Origin of the sequence: Thermotoga petrophila RKU-1, from assembly GCF_000016785.1 — a bacterium.
GTDB lineage: Bacteria > Thermotogota > Thermotogae > Thermotogales > Thermotogaceae > Thermotoga > Thermotoga petrophila.
Genome location: NC_009486.1, coordinates 1,744,609 through 1,763,023 on the forward strand (window position 1 = coordinate 1,744,609; position 18,415 = coordinate 1,763,023).

11 protein-coding genes are annotated in these 18,415 nt (G+C 38.8%); 8 read left to right on the forward strand and 3 right to left on the reverse strand.

Going from position 1 to position 18,415, the window contains the following annotated elements; all coding sequences use genetic code 11:
- Positions 1-76: 76 nt before the first annotated feature.
- The 8 genes from TPET_RS08910 (at position 77) to brxL (ending at position 12,125) form a co-directional block, all read left to right on the forward strand.
- Positions 77-403: an ArsR/SmtB family transcription factor gene (locus tag TPET_RS08910; protein WP_011944154.1), complete on the forward strand. Its 327-nt coding sequence runs from the start codon at positions 77-79 to the stop codon at positions 401-403.
- A gap of 5 nt (positions 404-408) precedes the next feature.
- On the forward strand, positions 409-1,497 hold the full coding sequence (locus tag TPET_RS08915; protein WP_011944155.1) for a permease: 1,089 nt from the start codon (positions 409-411) through the stop codon (positions 1,495-1,497).
- 13 nt (positions 1,498-1,510) lie between these two features.
- A complete protein-coding gene (locus TPET_RS08920; protein WP_011944156.1) occupies positions 1,511-1,753 on the forward strand; it encodes a thioredoxin family protein in 243 nt (80 codons plus the stop codon).
- Between the two features lie 791 nt (positions 1,754-2,544).
- A complete protein-coding gene (locus TPET_RS08925; RefSeq protein ID WP_011944158.1) occupies positions 2,545-4,716 on the forward strand; it encodes a phosphoadenosine phosphosulfate reductase domain-containing protein in 2,172 nt (723 codons plus the stop codon).
- A 26-nt stretch (positions 4,717-4,742) separates the two neighbouring features.
- Positions 4,743-4,946: a hypothetical protein gene (locus tag TPET_RS08930; protein WP_048810900.1), complete on the forward strand. Its 204-nt coding sequence runs from the start codon at positions 4,743-4,745 to the stop codon at positions 4,944-4,946.
- Positions 4,943-8,314 (forward strand): hypothetical protein, encoded by a 3,372-nt coding sequence (locus tag TPET_RS08935; protein WP_011944159.1) that lies wholly within the window; start codon positions 4,943-4,945, stop codon positions 8,312-8,314. The genes TPET_RS08930 and TPET_RS08935 overlap by 4 nt, the downstream gene beginning before the upstream one ends.
- Complete coding sequence (gene pglZ, locus TPET_RS08940) at positions 8,314-10,707, forward strand: BREX-4 system phosphatase PglZ (RefSeq protein WP_011944160.1); 2,394 nt, start codon at positions 8,314-8,316, stop codon at positions 10,705-10,707. Before TPET_RS08935 ends, pglZ begins: the two co-directional genes overlap by 1 nt.
- Positions 10,704-12,125, forward strand: coding sequence for a BREX system Lon protease-like protein BrxL (gene brxL / locus TPET_RS08945; protein WP_011944161.1), 1,422 nt, complete (start codon positions 10,704-10,706; stop codon positions 12,123-12,125). Before pglZ ends, brxL begins: the two co-directional genes overlap by 4 nt.
- 171 nt (positions 12,126-12,296) lie before the next feature.
- Here brxL and TPET_RS08950 read toward each other — a convergent pair whose 3' ends face one another.
- From TPET_RS08950 to TPET_RS08960, 3 genes are read right to left on the reverse strand one after another with little or no spacing between them, the layout of a single operon-like run.
- Positions 12,297-13,253 (reverse strand): DUF1175 domain-containing protein, encoded by a 957-nt coding sequence (locus TPET_RS08950; protein ID WP_048810901.1) that lies wholly within the window; start codon positions 13,251-13,253, stop codon positions 12,297-12,299.
- A complete protein-coding gene (locus TPET_RS08955; RefSeq protein WP_011944163.1) occupies positions 13,195-13,647 on the reverse strand; it encodes a hypothetical protein in 453 nt (150 codons plus the stop codon). Before TPET_RS08955 ends, TPET_RS08950 begins: the two co-directional genes overlap by 59 nt.
- Positions 13,625-18,235 carry an alpha-2-macroglobulin family protein gene (locus tag TPET_RS08960; RefSeq protein WP_148186852.1) on the reverse strand — a complete coding sequence of 1,537 codons (4,611 nt, stop codon included), beginning with the start codon at positions 18,233-18,235 and terminating at the stop codon, positions 13,625-13,627. The genes TPET_RS08955 and TPET_RS08960 overlap by 23 nt, the downstream gene beginning before the upstream one ends.
- Positions 18,236-18,415: the final 180 nt, after the last annotated feature.

The window sequence follows — 18,415 nt, forward strand, 5'->3', positions numbered from 1 at the left end:
TGTTGCCCAATTTAAACGATGAAATTTATGTTTTCTGATAGTATATAAGTGATAAATTATATAAGAAGGTGATTATATGAAGCTTCATGAGTTGTTCCATATCCTTTCAAACGAAACCAGGCTGAAGATTTTAACTCTTCTTCTGGAGGAAGAGATGTGCGTTTGTCAGATACTGGCAAATATAGGAACAACTCAGCCGAACATTTCACAGCATCTCCATGTTCTCAGAAACCACGGCATTGTCAAATCTCGCAGAGAAGATTCCTTCGTTTACTATTCGATCGATGAAAGATTCATCGAAGAATATCCGTTCCTTTTCACTATTCTCGAACGTGCGAGAAAGGAATATGATGTTAAGACCGTTAACTCCTGTTCTTTACCAAATCTATCAAATAAGGAGTGAGAAATTTGGCGACCTTCATCCTGATCGCACTGATCTTTGTGGCTTTCTATTTCGTTCCGTTCGGGCATCCAATTGTTGATCAGAGTATCCTGAACGGGTTCTATTTGCTCCACGAATACGCACGTGAACATGTTCTCCTGTGTCTTGTTCCCGCGTTCTTCATCGCGGGAACGATATCGGTGATGCTCAAAAAGGACGCCGTTTTGAAACTCCTTGGCCCAAACGCTAGAAGGATCATTTCTTATCCTGTTGCTGCGATTTCCGGTGGTATTTTGGCCGTCTGTTCCTGCACCATTCTTCCGCTCTTTGGAGGGATCTACAGAAAAGGTGCGGGTATAGGCCCTGCAACCACTTTCTTGTTTGCTGGGCCTGCCATAAACATCGCAGCGATATTTCTGACAGCACGAGTTCTCGGATGGGATTTGGGACTTGCCCGTCTCATCGCAACGATAACAGCGGCTGTCCTCATAGGTTTGATCATGGAAATGATCTATCAGGAAAGGGGAGAAGGTGGACTCGCGTTCACCTCCGATGACGATCAGTACGGTGTAAGAGGAATAATATTCTTCTTGATACAGCTTGGATTTCTGGTAACGAGTTCTCTTGGTATCAACCAGACCTTCAAATATTCCCTGATGACAGTACTTGGGCTTTCTGCACTCTTCATGGCTTTGTTTGGTTTCAAAAGGGACACCGTTCAAAACTGGCTGTACGAAACCTGGGATTTTGCAAAGAAGATACTGCCGTATCTCTTCATCGGTGTGTTTTTCGCGGGTGTTTTGACCAGGCTTTTGCCACAGCAGGTGGTAACGGCACTTCTTGGAAGCAACGGCTTTTTATCCAATCTCGTAGCGTCCGTCATAGGTGCTCTCATGTACTTTGCCACTCTTACGGAGGTTCCAATAGTTCAAGCTCTGCGAGAACTTGGAATGGCAAAGGGACCGACTCTTGCGCTTCTCATGGCCGGTAATTCCCTCAGCCTTCCGAGCATGATCGTTATCACAAAACTCCTTGGAAGGAAAAAGGCCTTCACCTACTTTGGTCTTGTGGTCATCTTTTCGACTCTGTTTGGACTGATATACGGAGCGATTTAAAAGGAGGGATAGTATGGCAAAGAAAGTGGAGATACTTGGGAAAGGGTGTCCGAGGTGCAAACAGACAGAAAAAATCGTGAGAATGGCAATCGAAGAACTGGGAATCGATGCGGTCGTTGAAAAGGTTCAGGACATAGACGAGATCATCTCAAGAGGTGTCGTGGCAACTCCTGCGGTAGCGGTGGACGGAAAAGTTGTCATCTCTGGCAGAATTCCATCTTTGGATGAAGTCAAAAAGGTACTTCAGCAGGCTTAAAACAGAACTCTGTTTAAGATAAAGCCGCCTTCTCAGGCGGCTTTGTTTGTATTATTCTTCATCAAAAGCCTCTCTGAAGAGTTTTTTCAATCTCTGACATCCTTCCAAGACCAGCTCGTACCTCGCAAAGCAAAAAACTGAGACATTGCCTGTTAAATTCATTTACAATTGTGTTATAATTACTATACCATATATGGGTTTTTACGCATACCGGCCATCCTTTCCTAAGATATTCAAAACCAGGCAACTCTTTCCTGAGTTCTTTCTTCATATCCTCTGTCAGTGTCTTCAATTTTTAGTATGATGATTTCATAGGGAGTTTTAAGGAAAACGTCATAGTGAAGTTATTTATCAGAACACTTGCCTTTAGGCTACTAGAATGTTATAATAAATGAAAAAAAAGAACAAGGGATATCATCTGACAGTTGCGAATACTCTTGTTTGTGAATCAAAAAAAGGCTATAAAATGATAAACTCAAAACTTGGGAAAATCAGACAGATTAACTTGAAAGATTTGTTCTAGAAAGATAGAGACTTTTATTTAAAGTGGAGTACTGAAACAATAAAAGTGGTTAGCAGTGTATTATTAAAAAAAAGACATAAAGTGATCCCTGGACAAAATTCATTGTTCGATTTTGTGAGATTACCCTTTGATTCTGTTGACGAGAAGTGAATATTTAGTTTCAGTCTTAGTTCTTTCTCTTGATTTTTTATTCCTTCATGAGTTCAGATATCTGAAAAATGTTAGATTATAAACTCGTGGTCAAAAACAACAGTAAGGTGGAGAAAAGATGTATAAAGTAACTTGGGATTGTGTTTCGAATGGTGTTTTGTTAGTGAATGATGCGAATGGTTCCAACGTTATAGCTCCGCCGCGTCCTGTTTTTTTTGAAGAATTAGATCTTTTGGGCTTTAATGAATTCTGGGAATACCCTAAAGCTCAAGAACCATTGCTCTGGGCTATTGGAAGAAGATATTACTATAAAGGGGAACTAGTAGCTGAGGCTAAAGGCGGAAACATATTTGAACCACCTGAAATAATACTCATCGAAAAAGGACAAAATCTCAAGTTGGAACCAATAGATATTAAGAAGGTGATTGAAAAAAATAAAGAAGCTTTATTTGTGTTGGAGAATGAAGCTTTGGATTTTATAGAGCATACATATAAAGTTTACAAAAAAAAGGGATACCTATTTGCTGTGTCTTATAGTGGAGGAAAAGATTCACAGGTCGTATTAGACCTTGTAACAAGAGTTGTACCTTGCGATGATTTAGTAGTTATCTTTTCAGACACCACAATGGAAATTCCGTATACATATGAAAATGTAGAAAAAACTAAAGAAGAGTATGAGAAACGATATCCTGGATTAAAATTTTACGTAGCAAAGCCACCGAAACCAATGATGGAGTTCTGGAAGGAATTCGGTCCGCCTAGTAGAGTTCATAGGTGGTGTTGTACTGTTGCCAAAACCGCACCTTTTATAAGAATCATCAAAGCGATTTTTGGAAAAACAGCAGGTGAGAATAGTAAAACTAAATTGATTGTTTTTGATGGTATTCGCTCAGAAGAAAGCGCTCGACGCAGTAATTACCAGCGATTGGGGATAGAGGCAAAACATATTTTGCAAATTAATGCAGAAGTTATTAGAGACTGGAATACTTTAGAAGTGTTCTTGTACCTTTACTACAGAAACTTACGTATGAATAAAGGGTATAGATATGGTTTGAACAGAGTTGGATGTTCTGTGTGCCCTTTTGCATCGGAATGGTCGGAGTACATTATATACAGTATGCATAGCGATCTTATTGATAAATATGTTAAAATATTAGAAAATTATATAAATTACCTAGGCGTTGAAGATCCGATGAAAATTCAAGAGTACATAATCCAAGGACAATGGAAAAAAAGAGCAGGTGGGGAAGGAATTAACAGTAATGGAAAACACCTGGAATTGATCTCAGAAGATGGCAAATTGGTTGGTATAATTAGGAATACTAGAAATTCTAGCGAAAATTTTCTTGAATGGGTCAAAGTAGTAGGGGACATTTTCTATAAACACAGCCCAAACAATAAAACAGAAGGGGAAATAAAAGTTAGCAACAACACTCATCAATTTAATATATTAAAAAAACATAAAAATGAGGTCGTTGAAATACAAACCGCCAATGATAAAGTATTTGAAAATAAAATCAAACGCATACTTTATAAAACCACTTATTGTGTTAATTGTGGTGCATGTGAAGCGGAATGTCCAACTAATGCATTGTATGTACTTCCTAGTGTCAAAATAGATGGTAATTTATGTACTCATTGTGGAAATTGCTTGTATTTTGTTGAGAAAGGGTGTTTAGTTGCAAAATCATTACAAATGGCAGAAGGTGGTAGGAATATGGGCAAAATGAGCAGAGATAGTAAATTAAAAGGATTTGGAAGATATTTGACTTTTGGTTTAAGAGATGATTGGTTAAGTGGCTTTTTAAATAATCCAGAAGAATGGTTTGCTGAGAATAATTTGGGCAACAAACAGATAGAAAGCATGAAAGTCTGGTTATTAGATGCTGAACTCATAACTAAGGATAAATTACCCACTCCATTGGCGAAAAATATTAGGGAGATCTACTTACGACATAAAAACCTTGCTTGGGAATTGATTTGGGCAAATTTGTATTACAACTCACCAGTTTGTAGATTCTTTATTGAAAATATAGAGTGGAATGAAATTAAATCCGTAAAAGAAATTACTGAAATGGTAGCAGAACTGGATAACACTATATCGGAAAGGACAATAAAGAGTGGTCTCTCTTCTCTGTTTAACACTTTTGAATTTTCTCCTTTAGGCAAAGAATTAAAGATAGGAATAATAGAAAAAGAGGGAAGGGAAAGATACGTAAAAAAATTGGCACAGACAATATTCACCCATTGTCGGTTGCATACAGCCTTTATAAGGCAGCAGAGCATGTAGGAAGTAGGGATTTCACCGTATCGGAATTGTACGGCAAAGAATTCAAAGGAGGACCATATAAGTTATTTGGAATTTCAAAAGATAAATTAGAAAAAATTTTAAGGGGTCTTCAGGAAGATAAAGAGCAAATCTTAAGGGTAGATTTAATTGCCGACTTAGACAATATTTACTTGAGAGAGGACCTTTCATCTTTGGATATAGTAAGAATTGCAGAGGGGAAATTAAAATGAGGTATGAAGAAATTATAGAATTAAATGATTACTTTCAACCGGTTTATGATTTGGAAAATGAAATTGGAACATATTGGAAACAATTTATTCCTAATGAGAAATTTTATAAAATGCTATCGGAAACAATAAACTCACTTGAGAGTAGCAACCCTGAAGAAAGAAAATCGATATGGCTTCAGGGAGCTTATGGCACTGGAAAAAGCCACGCAACTGCTGTAGTAAAACACATTCTTTTCGATGAACTTGATGAGATAAATGATTTCATCGAAAATCTAGAAGGGCAGATAAAGTTTAAAATAAAAAATTTCCGTAAAAATAATAGGGTTTTTCCGGTTATTTTAAAAGGAACATCTTCTGTTATTGATAATAGGACCCTTGCATTGGTACTTGAAAAAGCAACAAAAAATTCCTTAAAGAAAGAAGGAATCGAACTCACTACAAAAACCGATTTTGATAAAATAATCACAAAATTAAAAAGTGATGAGATAAATTGGGAAAGAGTTTTCAAAGGAACAGAGTTAGAGTTCTACGGGACCAAGGAAGATATAATTTCTAAACTTCAACAAGGGGATGAATATATATTAACCAAGATAGAAGAGGCACTTTCACAAAAAAGCATTCACTTTTCTACTGAAAATATTGCAAACTGGTTGGTAGAGGTAAGAAACGAACTAAAAGATAAAGGAATTGCAGATTATTTAGTAATTTATTGGGATGAATTCACCGGGATTTTGGAACTCCCTAAATCTGGTCTATTATTGACGGAATTGCAGAATATAGCAGAACTATCTATCAATAAAGGTGTTTATTTGTTTGTTGTTGCCCATAGAAAACCCTATCAGACAAATATTTCAAGAGATGATGTAGAGAAAGTTCTTGGAAGATTTAAAGTGTTGGATTATTCAATGGAGCCTGTAACTACTTACCACATTATCGACGCTGCTATTAAGAAAAAAGATATGGACAGATTTATAAAAATCAAAGATGAATACATAGATTCAGTGAAACCTTTAATAGAAGAAATTACAGGAAGTGAAGGAACAAAAGTTCAAAAATCCTTAGAGAACCTTTTCCCTATCCATCCTTATACTGCATATTTAGCAACTTTTATAGGAAGAAATATTGGCTCTACAGAAAGGAGTATATTCGAATTCCTTTATGGTAAGGCTGGAGCGGAAATCAGCTTCAAGAAATTCATAAAAGAAAATCCAGAAGAAAAAGGAAAGATATTTTTGACAGCAGATTATCTCTGGGACTTTTTCTATGAAGAATTTGAAAGGATGGAAAGTGAAAAAGTTCATGCCGTGTTGGAAAAATATAAACTACATAAGAACTCTTTGGAAGAGAAAGGTGATGAATATTTATCTGTGTTTAAAGGAGTTCTTCTTCTAAACCTTCTTTACGGATTTGTGGAGGTTGGGGAATTTTCTCTTGTTGCTCCTTCCGAGAAGAACATAATAAATCTTTTTGCTGGTGTTATTAATCAGAAAGATTTAACTGTCATCCTATCATTCATTGATGAAAAGCAAATTATCAATAAAACACCAGATAACTTATACTTAATTACAAGCTCAAGTCTACACTCGAGAGAAGTTGAAACTGAGAAAAATAAGATAAAAAATGAATATGATACAATTGACAGAATACTTAATGGAGAGCAAAAAAAAGAGCTACAAGACACGATTAGAGCTTCCGTAAATAGAGATGTTGAGTTCATAATAATGGACGCTAATTCAAAAGAATATCTAATAAGGAGTAAAATAGAAAAAGCCTTTAAAAAAGACCATGCAATTCACTTGTGTTTGTTTTTAGGAAAAAATGATCAAGAACTACAACAAATAAAAGATATATTAAAGAGTATTTCTAATGATGACTTTAGAAATATAATTTTTGTTGTATCTGAAATAATTTTGGATAATAAAACATTCAATAGATTCATAGAGTATAAAGCAAGGGCGATAGTTGCAGACAGACATAATTATACTGAAGAGAGAAGGATAAACGAGGAATATGCAAGGAAAATTATTGACGACTGGATCAACCAAGTAAAATCTGGATACATCGAGTGGTTTTTTCGGGATGAGACTGGTAAAGAACTGATGAATCAATTTAGTAGAAAGATAAACGAGGAATTGTCCAGAAAGATATTTTCCTATGGTTTAGAGAATATAGCTAGAACTCAAAAGAATAGAAACATTTGGACATACAAACGATCTAAAACTTCTGTCGAAATATTTTTATTCGCCAATAGTAGAGAGGATATAGAAGAAAAAACATCTGGAAGTCTAGAAAAATATTTACGAGAGATTATAAAAGATAACAACGGAGAATACATCGTAGATGCAAATCTGAAAATAAAAGATGATGTTCCTGAAAATCATCCTCTAAAAAAGATGTATTTAGAAGTAAGAAAAGTCTTTGAAAAAGAAAAGAGCAACGGAGTGTTTAATCTAGGGGAAGCTCTAAGGTTCCTGACCAAACCACCATATGGGTTATACCTCAATATGGTTAGTATGGCGGCAATTAGCTTTTTAATGAGGGAATACATCGGTAAAATTTTTGAGGCGGGAACAGGAATACCAATTCAAAAAGAGGTAATGAGAGATAAAATACTAACCTTATTCGATTACTGGGGAGAAGGAACGCGTGGAGAAAAGTTGGAGGTTCGTTTTGGAACAAAAGATGAAGAACAACTTATTGAAATTCTGAAAGATTTGTTTAGACTTGAAGATGTTAGAAGTTTGAATGATGCAAGGTGGAAAATTAGAGAATGGATTAAAAAACAAGGATTTCCGATATGGGTATTCAAATTCGCAGAGAATATAAATGAAAATACTAAAAAAGCTATAGATACCATTTTTGAGCTCATTCAATCAATTGATAGAGAGCTCACACATGAAAAGATAAAGGATTATCTAAATACCATAGAGGGCTTAGAGTATGATCTTAGCAATTTAATAATCCGAGAGAATCCGAAAGAGATGTTTAAAAAGTGGTTGAAAAGTATTGAAGGAATTGAAATTTCGTCCGAGGATATAGAAGAGGTTATAGACTACATTAGAAAAAATATGCAAGAAGAGGTTGCTTCTTGGACAGAAGGCAAAGTTAGAGAAAAGGTTAAAGATTGGAAACTTAAAGAATTACTTAAAAACCAGCAAAAAGAATCGAGAAGCCCTAAGCAGGGTAATGAAACAGCCACCCCCCGAAATAATTCAATATCTGAAGAAAAGGTGGAGGATATTAAACAGGATATTAAACAACAAATCGAAAGCTGTTCCGCAGAGAAGATCAGAGAAATTTTAATTAAACTGATAGACAAACACCCCGAAATCGTAAAAACAATTAAAGAATATCTGGAGGAGGATTAATGAAAATAGAGAACTTTTATTCTCTTGAAAAATTATACGATAGAATAAAACAGGATAAAAATTCTAAAAGAATCTCTGACAGGAGGTTTCCAATAAGGCTTATCTTCATTAATTCTTTCGAAGAATTACAAGAAATTATTAGATTTCTGAAGGATGATTGTGGTGCTGAAAGTAAAGAAATAACGGAACTTCTATCTAGCAAAGATCAATGGCTAACACCAAATGAAATAGTAAATTGGATAAAGGGAATATATAACAATGCTGTCGTAACCTCGCTCTCAGAATTTTTGAGATTTCAAAATAAAGAAAATTTTTATATAACTTTAAAAAAATTAACTGAAATCGAAACACAAAATAATATAAGAATTTATATACCATTAGTTGGATTATGTGAAAGATTTAAACAAGAGTTCTGGACAAATTTTTACAGAAAGGAAGAATGGGCACCGATTTGGAAGTTAGAAAGCCATTCTCAAAAAATAATTATATATCAAATAAATTTTGAATTAAATTATGAAAATCTTTTTCTGCCAGAAAACTTTGAAATAGTACTTACCACTGAAGAATGGCTAAATGTTTGGAAAAAGGGAAACATGAAAGGTATTCTATCCTTGTCTAAATCTTTGTCATGCTTTTATAAAAATTTTCTCCCAGATCAAGTATTTGAATTGAGAGAGATTTCAAACCAAAAAGAATTTCTTAAAGATATTTTTGAAATCAATGTTCCGATAGAGTTTAAAGATGATGAAAAGGAGTTTTGGAATGAACTCATAAAAGAAGCAGTTAGATATAATCAAAAAGGACTAACTATAGAGAATATATTTTTGAGTCATTTTAATCTTGGAAGCGCAGAAAAATTAACATCTGAAGAATTTCTTGATCGCTATTTAAGAACTAATGAACATTATGAAAGGTGGCTAATTAGAAATTTTTTGTTATCTTTAGGTAAGTTTAAATCTTCTTATTTATACAAATGTTTCGAAAGATTAGGGGAATTAAAAGAAAAGGATTTGATAGAAAAGTTATGGTTAGAAATATTTAACTTACCTTTCGAAACACTAACTGAAGATATTTTTTCCGAGAGAAGAGAATTTTTAAATTTCATACATAAGAAACTCAATATATCAGCTCAATTCATAGAAAGAAAACTCGATAATGCGCTTGATAACATAAAAAGTTATCCATTAAAGAAAAAACTCAAATATTTGACCAACATAACATTTATTGAAAGAAGATATATTATTTCCGAATTAAAAAACACTAATATTAATATTCAAGAAATTATTCCTGATCTAAAAAGAGTTTATCCAGAATTAGCATATTATCTGGATTGGGACTTAATAAAGCCCGATAATGAAGTGGATAATTGGATACTTGAATACTTTAAAAAGTACAACTGTTCGAAAATAAGGCATACTAAATCTCAAAAAATAGAAGAATTAATTAGTAACAAAAACAAAGATAAGTCTACTTTTTCGAATTGGTATTATTCTTTGCCTAAAGCAGAAATAGCAAAAGATTTCAAATATGTGTGGATAGATGGATTGGGAGCTGAGTGGTTTCCGTTAATAGTTAATCTACTTAACAAATATGGCAAAGAGAACGGAAAAATTATAAAAAAGAAAATGCTTACACGAGTCAATTTGCCAAGCATTACAAAATGCAATAGATATGAATTTGAAAGAATTGAAGATTTAGATAATCATATACATAACCAAAAATCATATAATTATCCAGATGATTTAATCAAAGAAATTGAACTTATAGAAGAAATTGTGAAGAAAATTATGGAAATGCCGGACGATAGAATATGTATTGTTTCAGATCATGGATTCAGTTTTTTGTGTTTGAAGGATTTTGATAACTTCAAAAGATTCAATTTTTCAAACGCCGAACATGAGGGAAGATACATGTGGATTGACAAGATAGATTATAAAGATGACGAATATTTTATTGTTTGGAATGTTGATGAAGGAAATTGCCGGGATAGAAAAGTCCTTGTGGCATTGAAACATGTGTCATTAAATAACACTCCTTATAGAGAAGTCCATGGAGGTGCCACGCCTGAAGAAGTTTTGGTGCCTTATATTGTAATAGAAACTGAAAAAAATAAAGATGAAATTAAATATAAAATTGAACTTACTGATCCTGAGGTATGGATAACCAATCCTGTAGTTCAATTCAAAATATATCCACAACCTTCGTATATTCCTGAAGCTTTCTTCAATGAACAATTATTGAATATGTCGTACGAGAAAGAGAATGATATCTATAAAATAGATCTAAAAGGTTTAAAAGCTGGGACATACACGATAATGTTGAAGATAGGGGATATGAACTATCAAATAAATGTAACTATCAGAGGAGGATTTAAAGAGAGGGATCTTTTATGAATGAGTTAGATGAAAAGATAAAGAAAATATTTTCAGAGGAATCTGTGTTTAAAAGTCCAAAAGAATATAGAATGTTTTCTGGATATAATCTTCCATCTTTTGTTAAGGATTGGATATTAAGGAAGTTTACAGACGAATTTGGAAATTTGGATGTAGATGCTTTAAAACTTTTTTTGAATACCCACATTGCACATAAAGGAAGCAAAATAAAAGGGACTCTTTTAAATGACTTAAAAGAAGTTACATTGCTTGCGAGAATTATAGTGGAGCCAGATATAAAGTCAGGAATATTGAGATTCTCTATACCTGATATCGGTATAAAACTCGACGAAGGACGAATTCCCCCTCATGTTGCTAAGAAGTATCTGGAGTTGAAAGGAGGAGAAGTTTGGGGTGTCGTTAAATTAGCTTATATTCCACCCGAAGGAAAACAAAAAGGAACAATAGAAATAGTGGATTATAAACCATTTAAACCTTATGAAGTAGATGTAGAATATTTCAGAGAGAAACGAAAGGAATTTACTTTAGAAGAGTGGATAGATCTTTTAATACGTTCTATGGAATACAACCCCAATGGGTTCGAATCACTTTCTCAAAAGTTATTATTTCTAGCCCGACTTCTCGTTTTTGTTGAACCAAACTTGAATATGATAGAATTGGCACCTAAAGGAACGGGCAAGTCTTATACATTTAATAATTTAAGTAAATACGGTTGGGTTATAAGTGGCGGCACTGTTTCAAGGGCAAAGTTGCTTTACGATGTAGCTCGTTCGACTCCCGGTATAATAACCCGCTATGATTTTGTAGTCTTAGATGAGATTGAGAGTATAACATTTACAGATCCAAGCGAATTACAGGGAGCTTTAAAAAATTATTTGGAATCAGGGAATTTTTCTGTGGCAAACTATAGAGGGGTTTCTTCTGCAGGTTTCATGTTATTGGGAAATATTCCACTAACAAAAGATAGAAAACCACTACATAGCAAATACTTCGTTAATTTACCAAAATTCTTTCAAGATTCTGCTTTGCTAGACAGATTCCATGGTTTCATTGAAGGATGGAAATTACCTAGAATGCGAGAAGATTTAAAGTTGAGAGGATACGCATTGAATGTTGAATATTTCTCTGAAATATTACATAAGCTAAGAACAACTCCAGATTTTACTAAGATAGTGGATTCTTTGTTAGATATACCTAAAAATGCAGATACGAGGGATACTAGAGCTATAGTAAAAATATGCACAGGATATTTAAAACTGATTTTCCCCCATGTACACGAGAGAGATGACATTAGCAAAAATGAATTTGAAACGTTTTGTTTAAAACCAGCAATAAAAATGAGAAAAATCATTAAGAGCCAAATAAGTCTAATCGATAATGAGTTCAGTGATACTTTACCTGAAATTAAAATCAAATAACTATATCCGTTCATCATCTAAAAAGCAAATACGTAACTCTGCGTACCACCTTATTCAAATTCTCTATATGACATTGGATATCATAGAAGTAGAATGTATCAAAGTATTTTGTGATAAAAACAACGCTGTCTTTGTTAAATTTGCTGTATTCCACTCAAATTGTACACAAAATCACTCCAAAAACCTGAACCTGTAAAACCCGAGAAAGTACGGATTTATCTCAAGGGGTGCCCAGGAGGGGTCATAGTTCACAAGTTCGGAGTATCTGACGAATCTGAGCTCTCCCGGGCTTTCTCCGATCGGACCCGTATGGTACACGAACCACCCTTCGTGATCAGCGAGGTTCAGGTTCCCGACGAATATCATGAGATGGTACGGCATCTCGACGTCTTCAGGATGGAAGAAAACCGCTATGTCACCCGGAAGCGCTTTTGAAACGCTCTTTGTGACAAATTCCATACTGCACTCCACAAGGATCCTCGCAACCGCAAAGCTTGAAAAGTCCTCCACTCCCCTGTAAGCTCCTTTCTCTATCCTGAACATCTTCGTTCCAACCAGTGGAAGATTCGGGTAGTTGTACTTCTCCACGTCTTCCCAGATGGGCCCGTCGTAACCTGAGAGAGAAAGCCAGCTTCCTGTGTGTTTCTTCAGTGCCTCTCTTGCGCAGTACCTGACGAAACCAGAGCAGTCCCTTTCCTCTTTCGGCCAGAGAGGAGGATCGTTCTTGAACGCCGACAGGGCTATCCAGACGAACCAGTTTCTGAACCTCTCGCTGTCTTCACTGTCGAGCTCCAGGGAGTCCGGATATCCATCGCCGTCGCTGTCTTCTTCGCTGGCTCTGGCTTCGATCTTCAGCTTCTTCTTCATCCTGAAGATACCACCGCTTTCAAAGTGCAGAGTTACGGTCTCGCCGGGCTTCACCCGTTTAATCAGAACACCGTTTTCTTCGAGCACGAAGTTTTTGGAACACTCCACCTTCGCTCCTCTGACTTCAAGAGGAACGAAAATGTCCTGGACGTCCTTCAGAACGAAAGTCTCACCAGAAAACTCCACCCTGAACCTCAAAACCTCAACGACGTTCCACAGAAGAACGCCTGTAACGATCAACAAGATCAGGTATCTCCTCATAACGCACCTTCCCAATGAGTCTCAAAAGGCAGTCCCTGTGGTAGCCAAAGACCTCTTCCGGTTTCACACCGAGCACTGCAAGGACCACACCCTCTTCCATCCACCGAGGCAGATCAAAGTACGTCTCCAGAACGTGATGTAGAAGCTCATGGAGGATCGTCTCTTCGAGGGAGTTTTTTCTTCGAAGTACATCGAGCGGCTGGGTGTAGATGACACCTTCGTGGTAAACCCCGCCTGTGTGGTACGGCATACCCGTAATTCCGTGGAACTCCACAAGACTTCCGCACTCGAAGACCATCACGTCCAGGTTCGGCTCGATTCTCAAGAATTCACATACCTTCGTGAAGCGATCCAGAAAGTCTTTTCCCAGCTCAAGGTTGATCATCTCTTCCATCGATAAAATCCGCCCCGATGAAAAGCACATCTGGATCTGTATGAGCATAGAGATCACGAGAATACATCGGATAAATCCGTGCTGGAAGAAGATGAAACACCCCCTCTGCAGTCGCCCTCCAGACGTAGTCAAAACTATCACCGTAAAGGTATCGGGCAAAGAGCGCAACCCTGTCCGTTCGAATCTCCCTTCCAGAGTACCACGCGTCCCATGAAGAGTACCAGCTGTACGAGAACTTGTTTTCCTCGATCCCTTTTTCTCTGTAGTTCGAGAGCACCTGCGCGCAGGACGGAATGAAATCCTCCACTATGAGGTAGTTCCCGTCTCCTTCAACCCTCACCACCGTTTTGATTATGTCTCCCAACTCTATCCTCACATCTTCAACATCGAAGACCACCTCGAAAACTCTGTTCCGAAGAGTCTTTGAAGACCCGCTGAAGCGTATGTTCTCCGCAACCAGCTTTTTTCCATCCCAGAAGAATACCCTTCTGGCAACGAACGGAAGATCCACGAACTCTCCGTTCCTGTACCAGTACGTTTTGTTTTCTCCCCTCAGCAGGATCTCATCCATCGTGCAGGACAGCCCCGTAACGTCTTCAGGAACGGGTATCTTTTCATCACCGATCAGCACGAATCCTTTCATGAGAAAGACAAGACCACTCTTCATGAAACCTGCGTCCATCACGTCCAGATACCTGGTGATAGTGTTCTTTTCCGTATCATAGACGAGCGCTTCGTTTCTGAGAACTACAAGAATCAGGCCGTTGAACGTTTCGATCCTGAAGAACGTGTAAGTCTCTCCTTTTATTTTCACTTCTGCACCGTCTATCTCGAGGGGAAATCCTCTGTATTCGATTGTCTTCTTCCAGTACTCGTACGGCAGGATGTAGAGTTCTTCGTTTTGCTCTTTCTCGACAGGGTGTATCGAGTGCGGTACGTATCCTCTCCCGATCGGCACGAAGGCATCTACAATCATTTTTTTCTCCTCTATCAGGAGTTCGTACCTTTTGTAGAATTCTCTTTTTATCTCCAGGCCTTCACTCACAGACTCTTTCGGAACTTCGACGTAGGTTATCTCCACCTCCACGATGCCTTTTCCAGAAACGATCAGTGAACCGGGAACGAGAGATCTTTCTTCACCTGGCTTCAGTTCGAAGGTGTTTTCGGAGTTGATGACTTTCAGTGTGGTTGAAGCGTACTCCGGCATCGCCTCAAGGAGAGCCAGAATAACAAAGGACGTGTCCTTTGTGGAAGTCCAGAAGGCGCTGTCTTTTTTCAAGAGAAGGTAATTTGCCAGTTTTCTTTCCAGTTCCGGAAATTCTTTCCACTTTGCAAGAGCCCTGAGGAAAACGCTGTTGAGCTGGATTTCACTGATGAGGGGGTTATCGGAAGATATTTTCAGATAGGCCTTCTGCTCGTCCTGGACGACGTAGTTCATCAGCTGTTTCAGAGCCTCTTTTGAACTCAAACTCAGAAACACCAGATCCACTTCGCTTTCTGGCCTGAACGGCTCGTGATCTACTCCGTACAGATCGAGAACGTACGATCCGTAGGCCGACGGATGTTCCCTGAGATACTCTATTCCTCTCTGCAGGACGCTTTCTGCGACATCGTATCCCGCCTTCATGGTGAAGTACAGCCCTTCCATCACGTAGCAGGTCATGAAGTCATCGGATTCGTCGAATCTGAACCATCCCCAACCGCCATCGTTGTGCTGGTAGGAGTAGAGTCTGAACAGCCCCCTCTGGATGATCTCTTCCAGGTTCTCCACCTCTATTCCTACACTTGCTGCAACCACGGCCGGGAAGAACCGGCTCATGGTCTGTTCGACACAACCGTACGGGAAGTCTACCAGCCTTTTCAGGCTATCCTCGACGAGCGGAACGATGCTGTCCAGAAACCTTATCCTCGATGAGATGAACTGCTCCGGGATCTTCAGCGTCTCTTTCCCGTCCAAGAGCATGATGCGGTAGAATTCCCTTTCAAAAGCGAATCTTTCAACGGGCAGTCTCATGGAGACCGCGTCGCTCAGATCACCTCCAACCGCAGTAAATTTCACAAAACTTCCTTCAGAAGCAAAGACAGCCTTCACTGTCCAGGTCTCTGTGTGTGAGGAGTTCGCCTCCATCAAAAAGCGTCTTGAGGAACTCCCCTCGAGGAGTTCTATGTTCTCGGGAAGTTCCACCATGAGTTGAACCGGAAGCGTCTTCGAAGTCCTGTTGAAAACGGTTGCGGATATTTTTATCACATCACCCTCCCTCAAAAAAGACGGAAGGTGAGGCATCAGATAGAACTTTTTGGAAACGACCATTTCGCTTTCTGCCTGGGAGAATCGATCCTTTGAGAAACCGTAGGCCGTTGCCCTGAAAGAAGTGATGCTGTCTGGGACCTTGAAGCTCACCCTCGCGATTCCGTTGTGAAGCTCCAGTGAAGGAATCCAGAGGGCCGTGTCCGGGAAGTACTCCCTGACGTTCAACTTAGATGGAATGGCGTTCTGTTTGAAATCGGCGAAGGTCTTCTCCTCCGGGAGGGAAGCGAGTTTGTTTCGGAACGAATCCCTTGAAACATAGAGTCTCCAGTAATGCGGAAATCCTCCTCTTGTTTGGGGATAGTTCATGTGAGGATAGAGGAAGTTTTCGAGCACCGGTGGTTCTGCTCCAACCATGGCGTATATCGCTTCATCAACGAGGAAAAGACAGACTCTGTCCACATTCGATTCGATCGTGATCTGTGCCATTTCTCCAGGTTCGTACTGATCCTTGTCGAACAGAATCTTCATGGTGGTGAAATTCGTGTCGAGCAGAACGTTCAGCCTTTCCAGCTTGTAGATACGCCCATTGTCGTCGAGTCCTATGAAGCTGAGGAAGAGATTCTTCTCAGGGATATCTTTCGGTATTCTGACACGCAGGTTGACAGACCCGGTGAAGGAGACAGGAATAGTGTCGTAAACCCTGTTTGAGACGATTCCCAGAACTCCCATCACCTTACCAGGTGCAAGGATCTGAACCGAAAGTTCATCTCCAGGTTTCACCGTGTTCGTTGCTGGATTAATGACGAACTCGCTGCTTGTTCCTGCACCGTAGTAAGCGTACACGTAGAGGTGAGTTTTCGCCTTTCCGAAGGAGAGTTCTATTCTGTAACTTTCTGGTTCTTTTGGAGTGAAAGTAACGATCGCTTCGCCGTTTTCCACGACCACCGTACTCGTTGAATCTTTGGAAGAGACGGTGAGCAGTCCATCTAAAGGATTTCCGGAAAGATCCGTCACTTTCACCTTCACCCTCACCTGCTTGCCCGGTGAAGCGAAAACGTACCGATTCATCGGAGATATCAGAACGTTGTCTGCGTACACCTTCACAGACCTTGTTTCCTCAATCTGACGCTGGCTTTCATCCGTCACGATCACCTCCAGCCGGTAGAACCCCTGAAATCCTTCTTCTGTTTTCACACCGAGTCTGAGGTTTCCCTCTTCGTCTGTGAAGTCCGTTCCCCTGTAAACCAGATATCCGCTTCCTTCCTCTGGAAAGGCTCGAACGTAGTAGGCAACCTGCGCTTTCGCAACAGGCTGGTCGTTGAAGTACTTCACCCTGACAAGGTAGTTCACAACTTCGCCGGATATGTACAAGTCTTTATCCGTTTCGATTTCGACTTTGTACTCGGGCTTTCTGTATTCTTCCACCAGAAAATATTCGTAGTAGCGTCTTCCTCCATGATCGACCTTCACCCTGTAGAGTCCGACCGGGGCTGTGTCTGGAAGCTTCATAAAACCGTTGAATCCACCGAGCTCGTCGGTTTCAAGCTCCGATCTGTAAACTTCGTTGTTCTTTGTGTCGAAAATGGAAACGGTTACTTTCGTTTTCTCAAAGGCTCTGTAGAGACCCTCTTCAAAAGAGAAGATCTGACCTCTGAAGTGGACCGTGTCGGAAGGTTTGTAGATCGGCCTGTCTGTGACAAAGAAAAGCTTTTCTCTTTCAAGCCCTCCACCTGAAAAGTACACCCCTCCCAAAAATCGAGAGTCCCCGTACCTGATGTAGAACGTGTCGAAGTGTTTCGTGATAGAAACGACCCCGTCTTTGCCGGTGAAAACTCTGTCGATCAGTTTCGAATCTTCAAAGGGAAGGACCTCCGCTCCTTCCACAAAATCACCATCTGAGTCGAACACGTGGAGCCTCAGCTTTTCGCTGTCGGAAAAGTAAATCACCTCCAGATCGGTGACGATGAACAGGCCCCTGTCCATCACCTTTCTGAAAACCGTCCCCTCGTTGGAAACCAGAGTCGCAAAGTAAAATCCCCTGTCTTTCAGTGGAAATGAGAATTCTTTCCACTCCTCTGAGGAGAACTTTTTACTGTAGATAGGACGTGTTATCTCTAACAGCGAGAAGTTGAAGTTTTCTGGATCAAAAACTGCCTTCAAAAAGTCTTCTTCACTTATCTTCCACACGTTCAGGGTGACATCCTCCAGATCTGAGATCACAAAGAAGAGTCCATCATCTGGATGCAGAACAGGATATCTAGAGAAATAGGCGTATCCTCCAAAAAGACTGAAGCTGATCAGAAGAAAAACCAAGAAAATCAATCTCTTCATACCCATCCCCCTCTTTCACATTTTTAAAATGTTAATTCTATGATACCACTTAACGAAAGAAAAGCAGAAGCTCGATTTTCAAACGTGATCATTTGGTAAATTTACCATATCGTAACATTATTCAACGTCTATGTAACATTAGAATGTTATCATTTTCACAAGGATTGAGATTTTTTTCACAAAAAC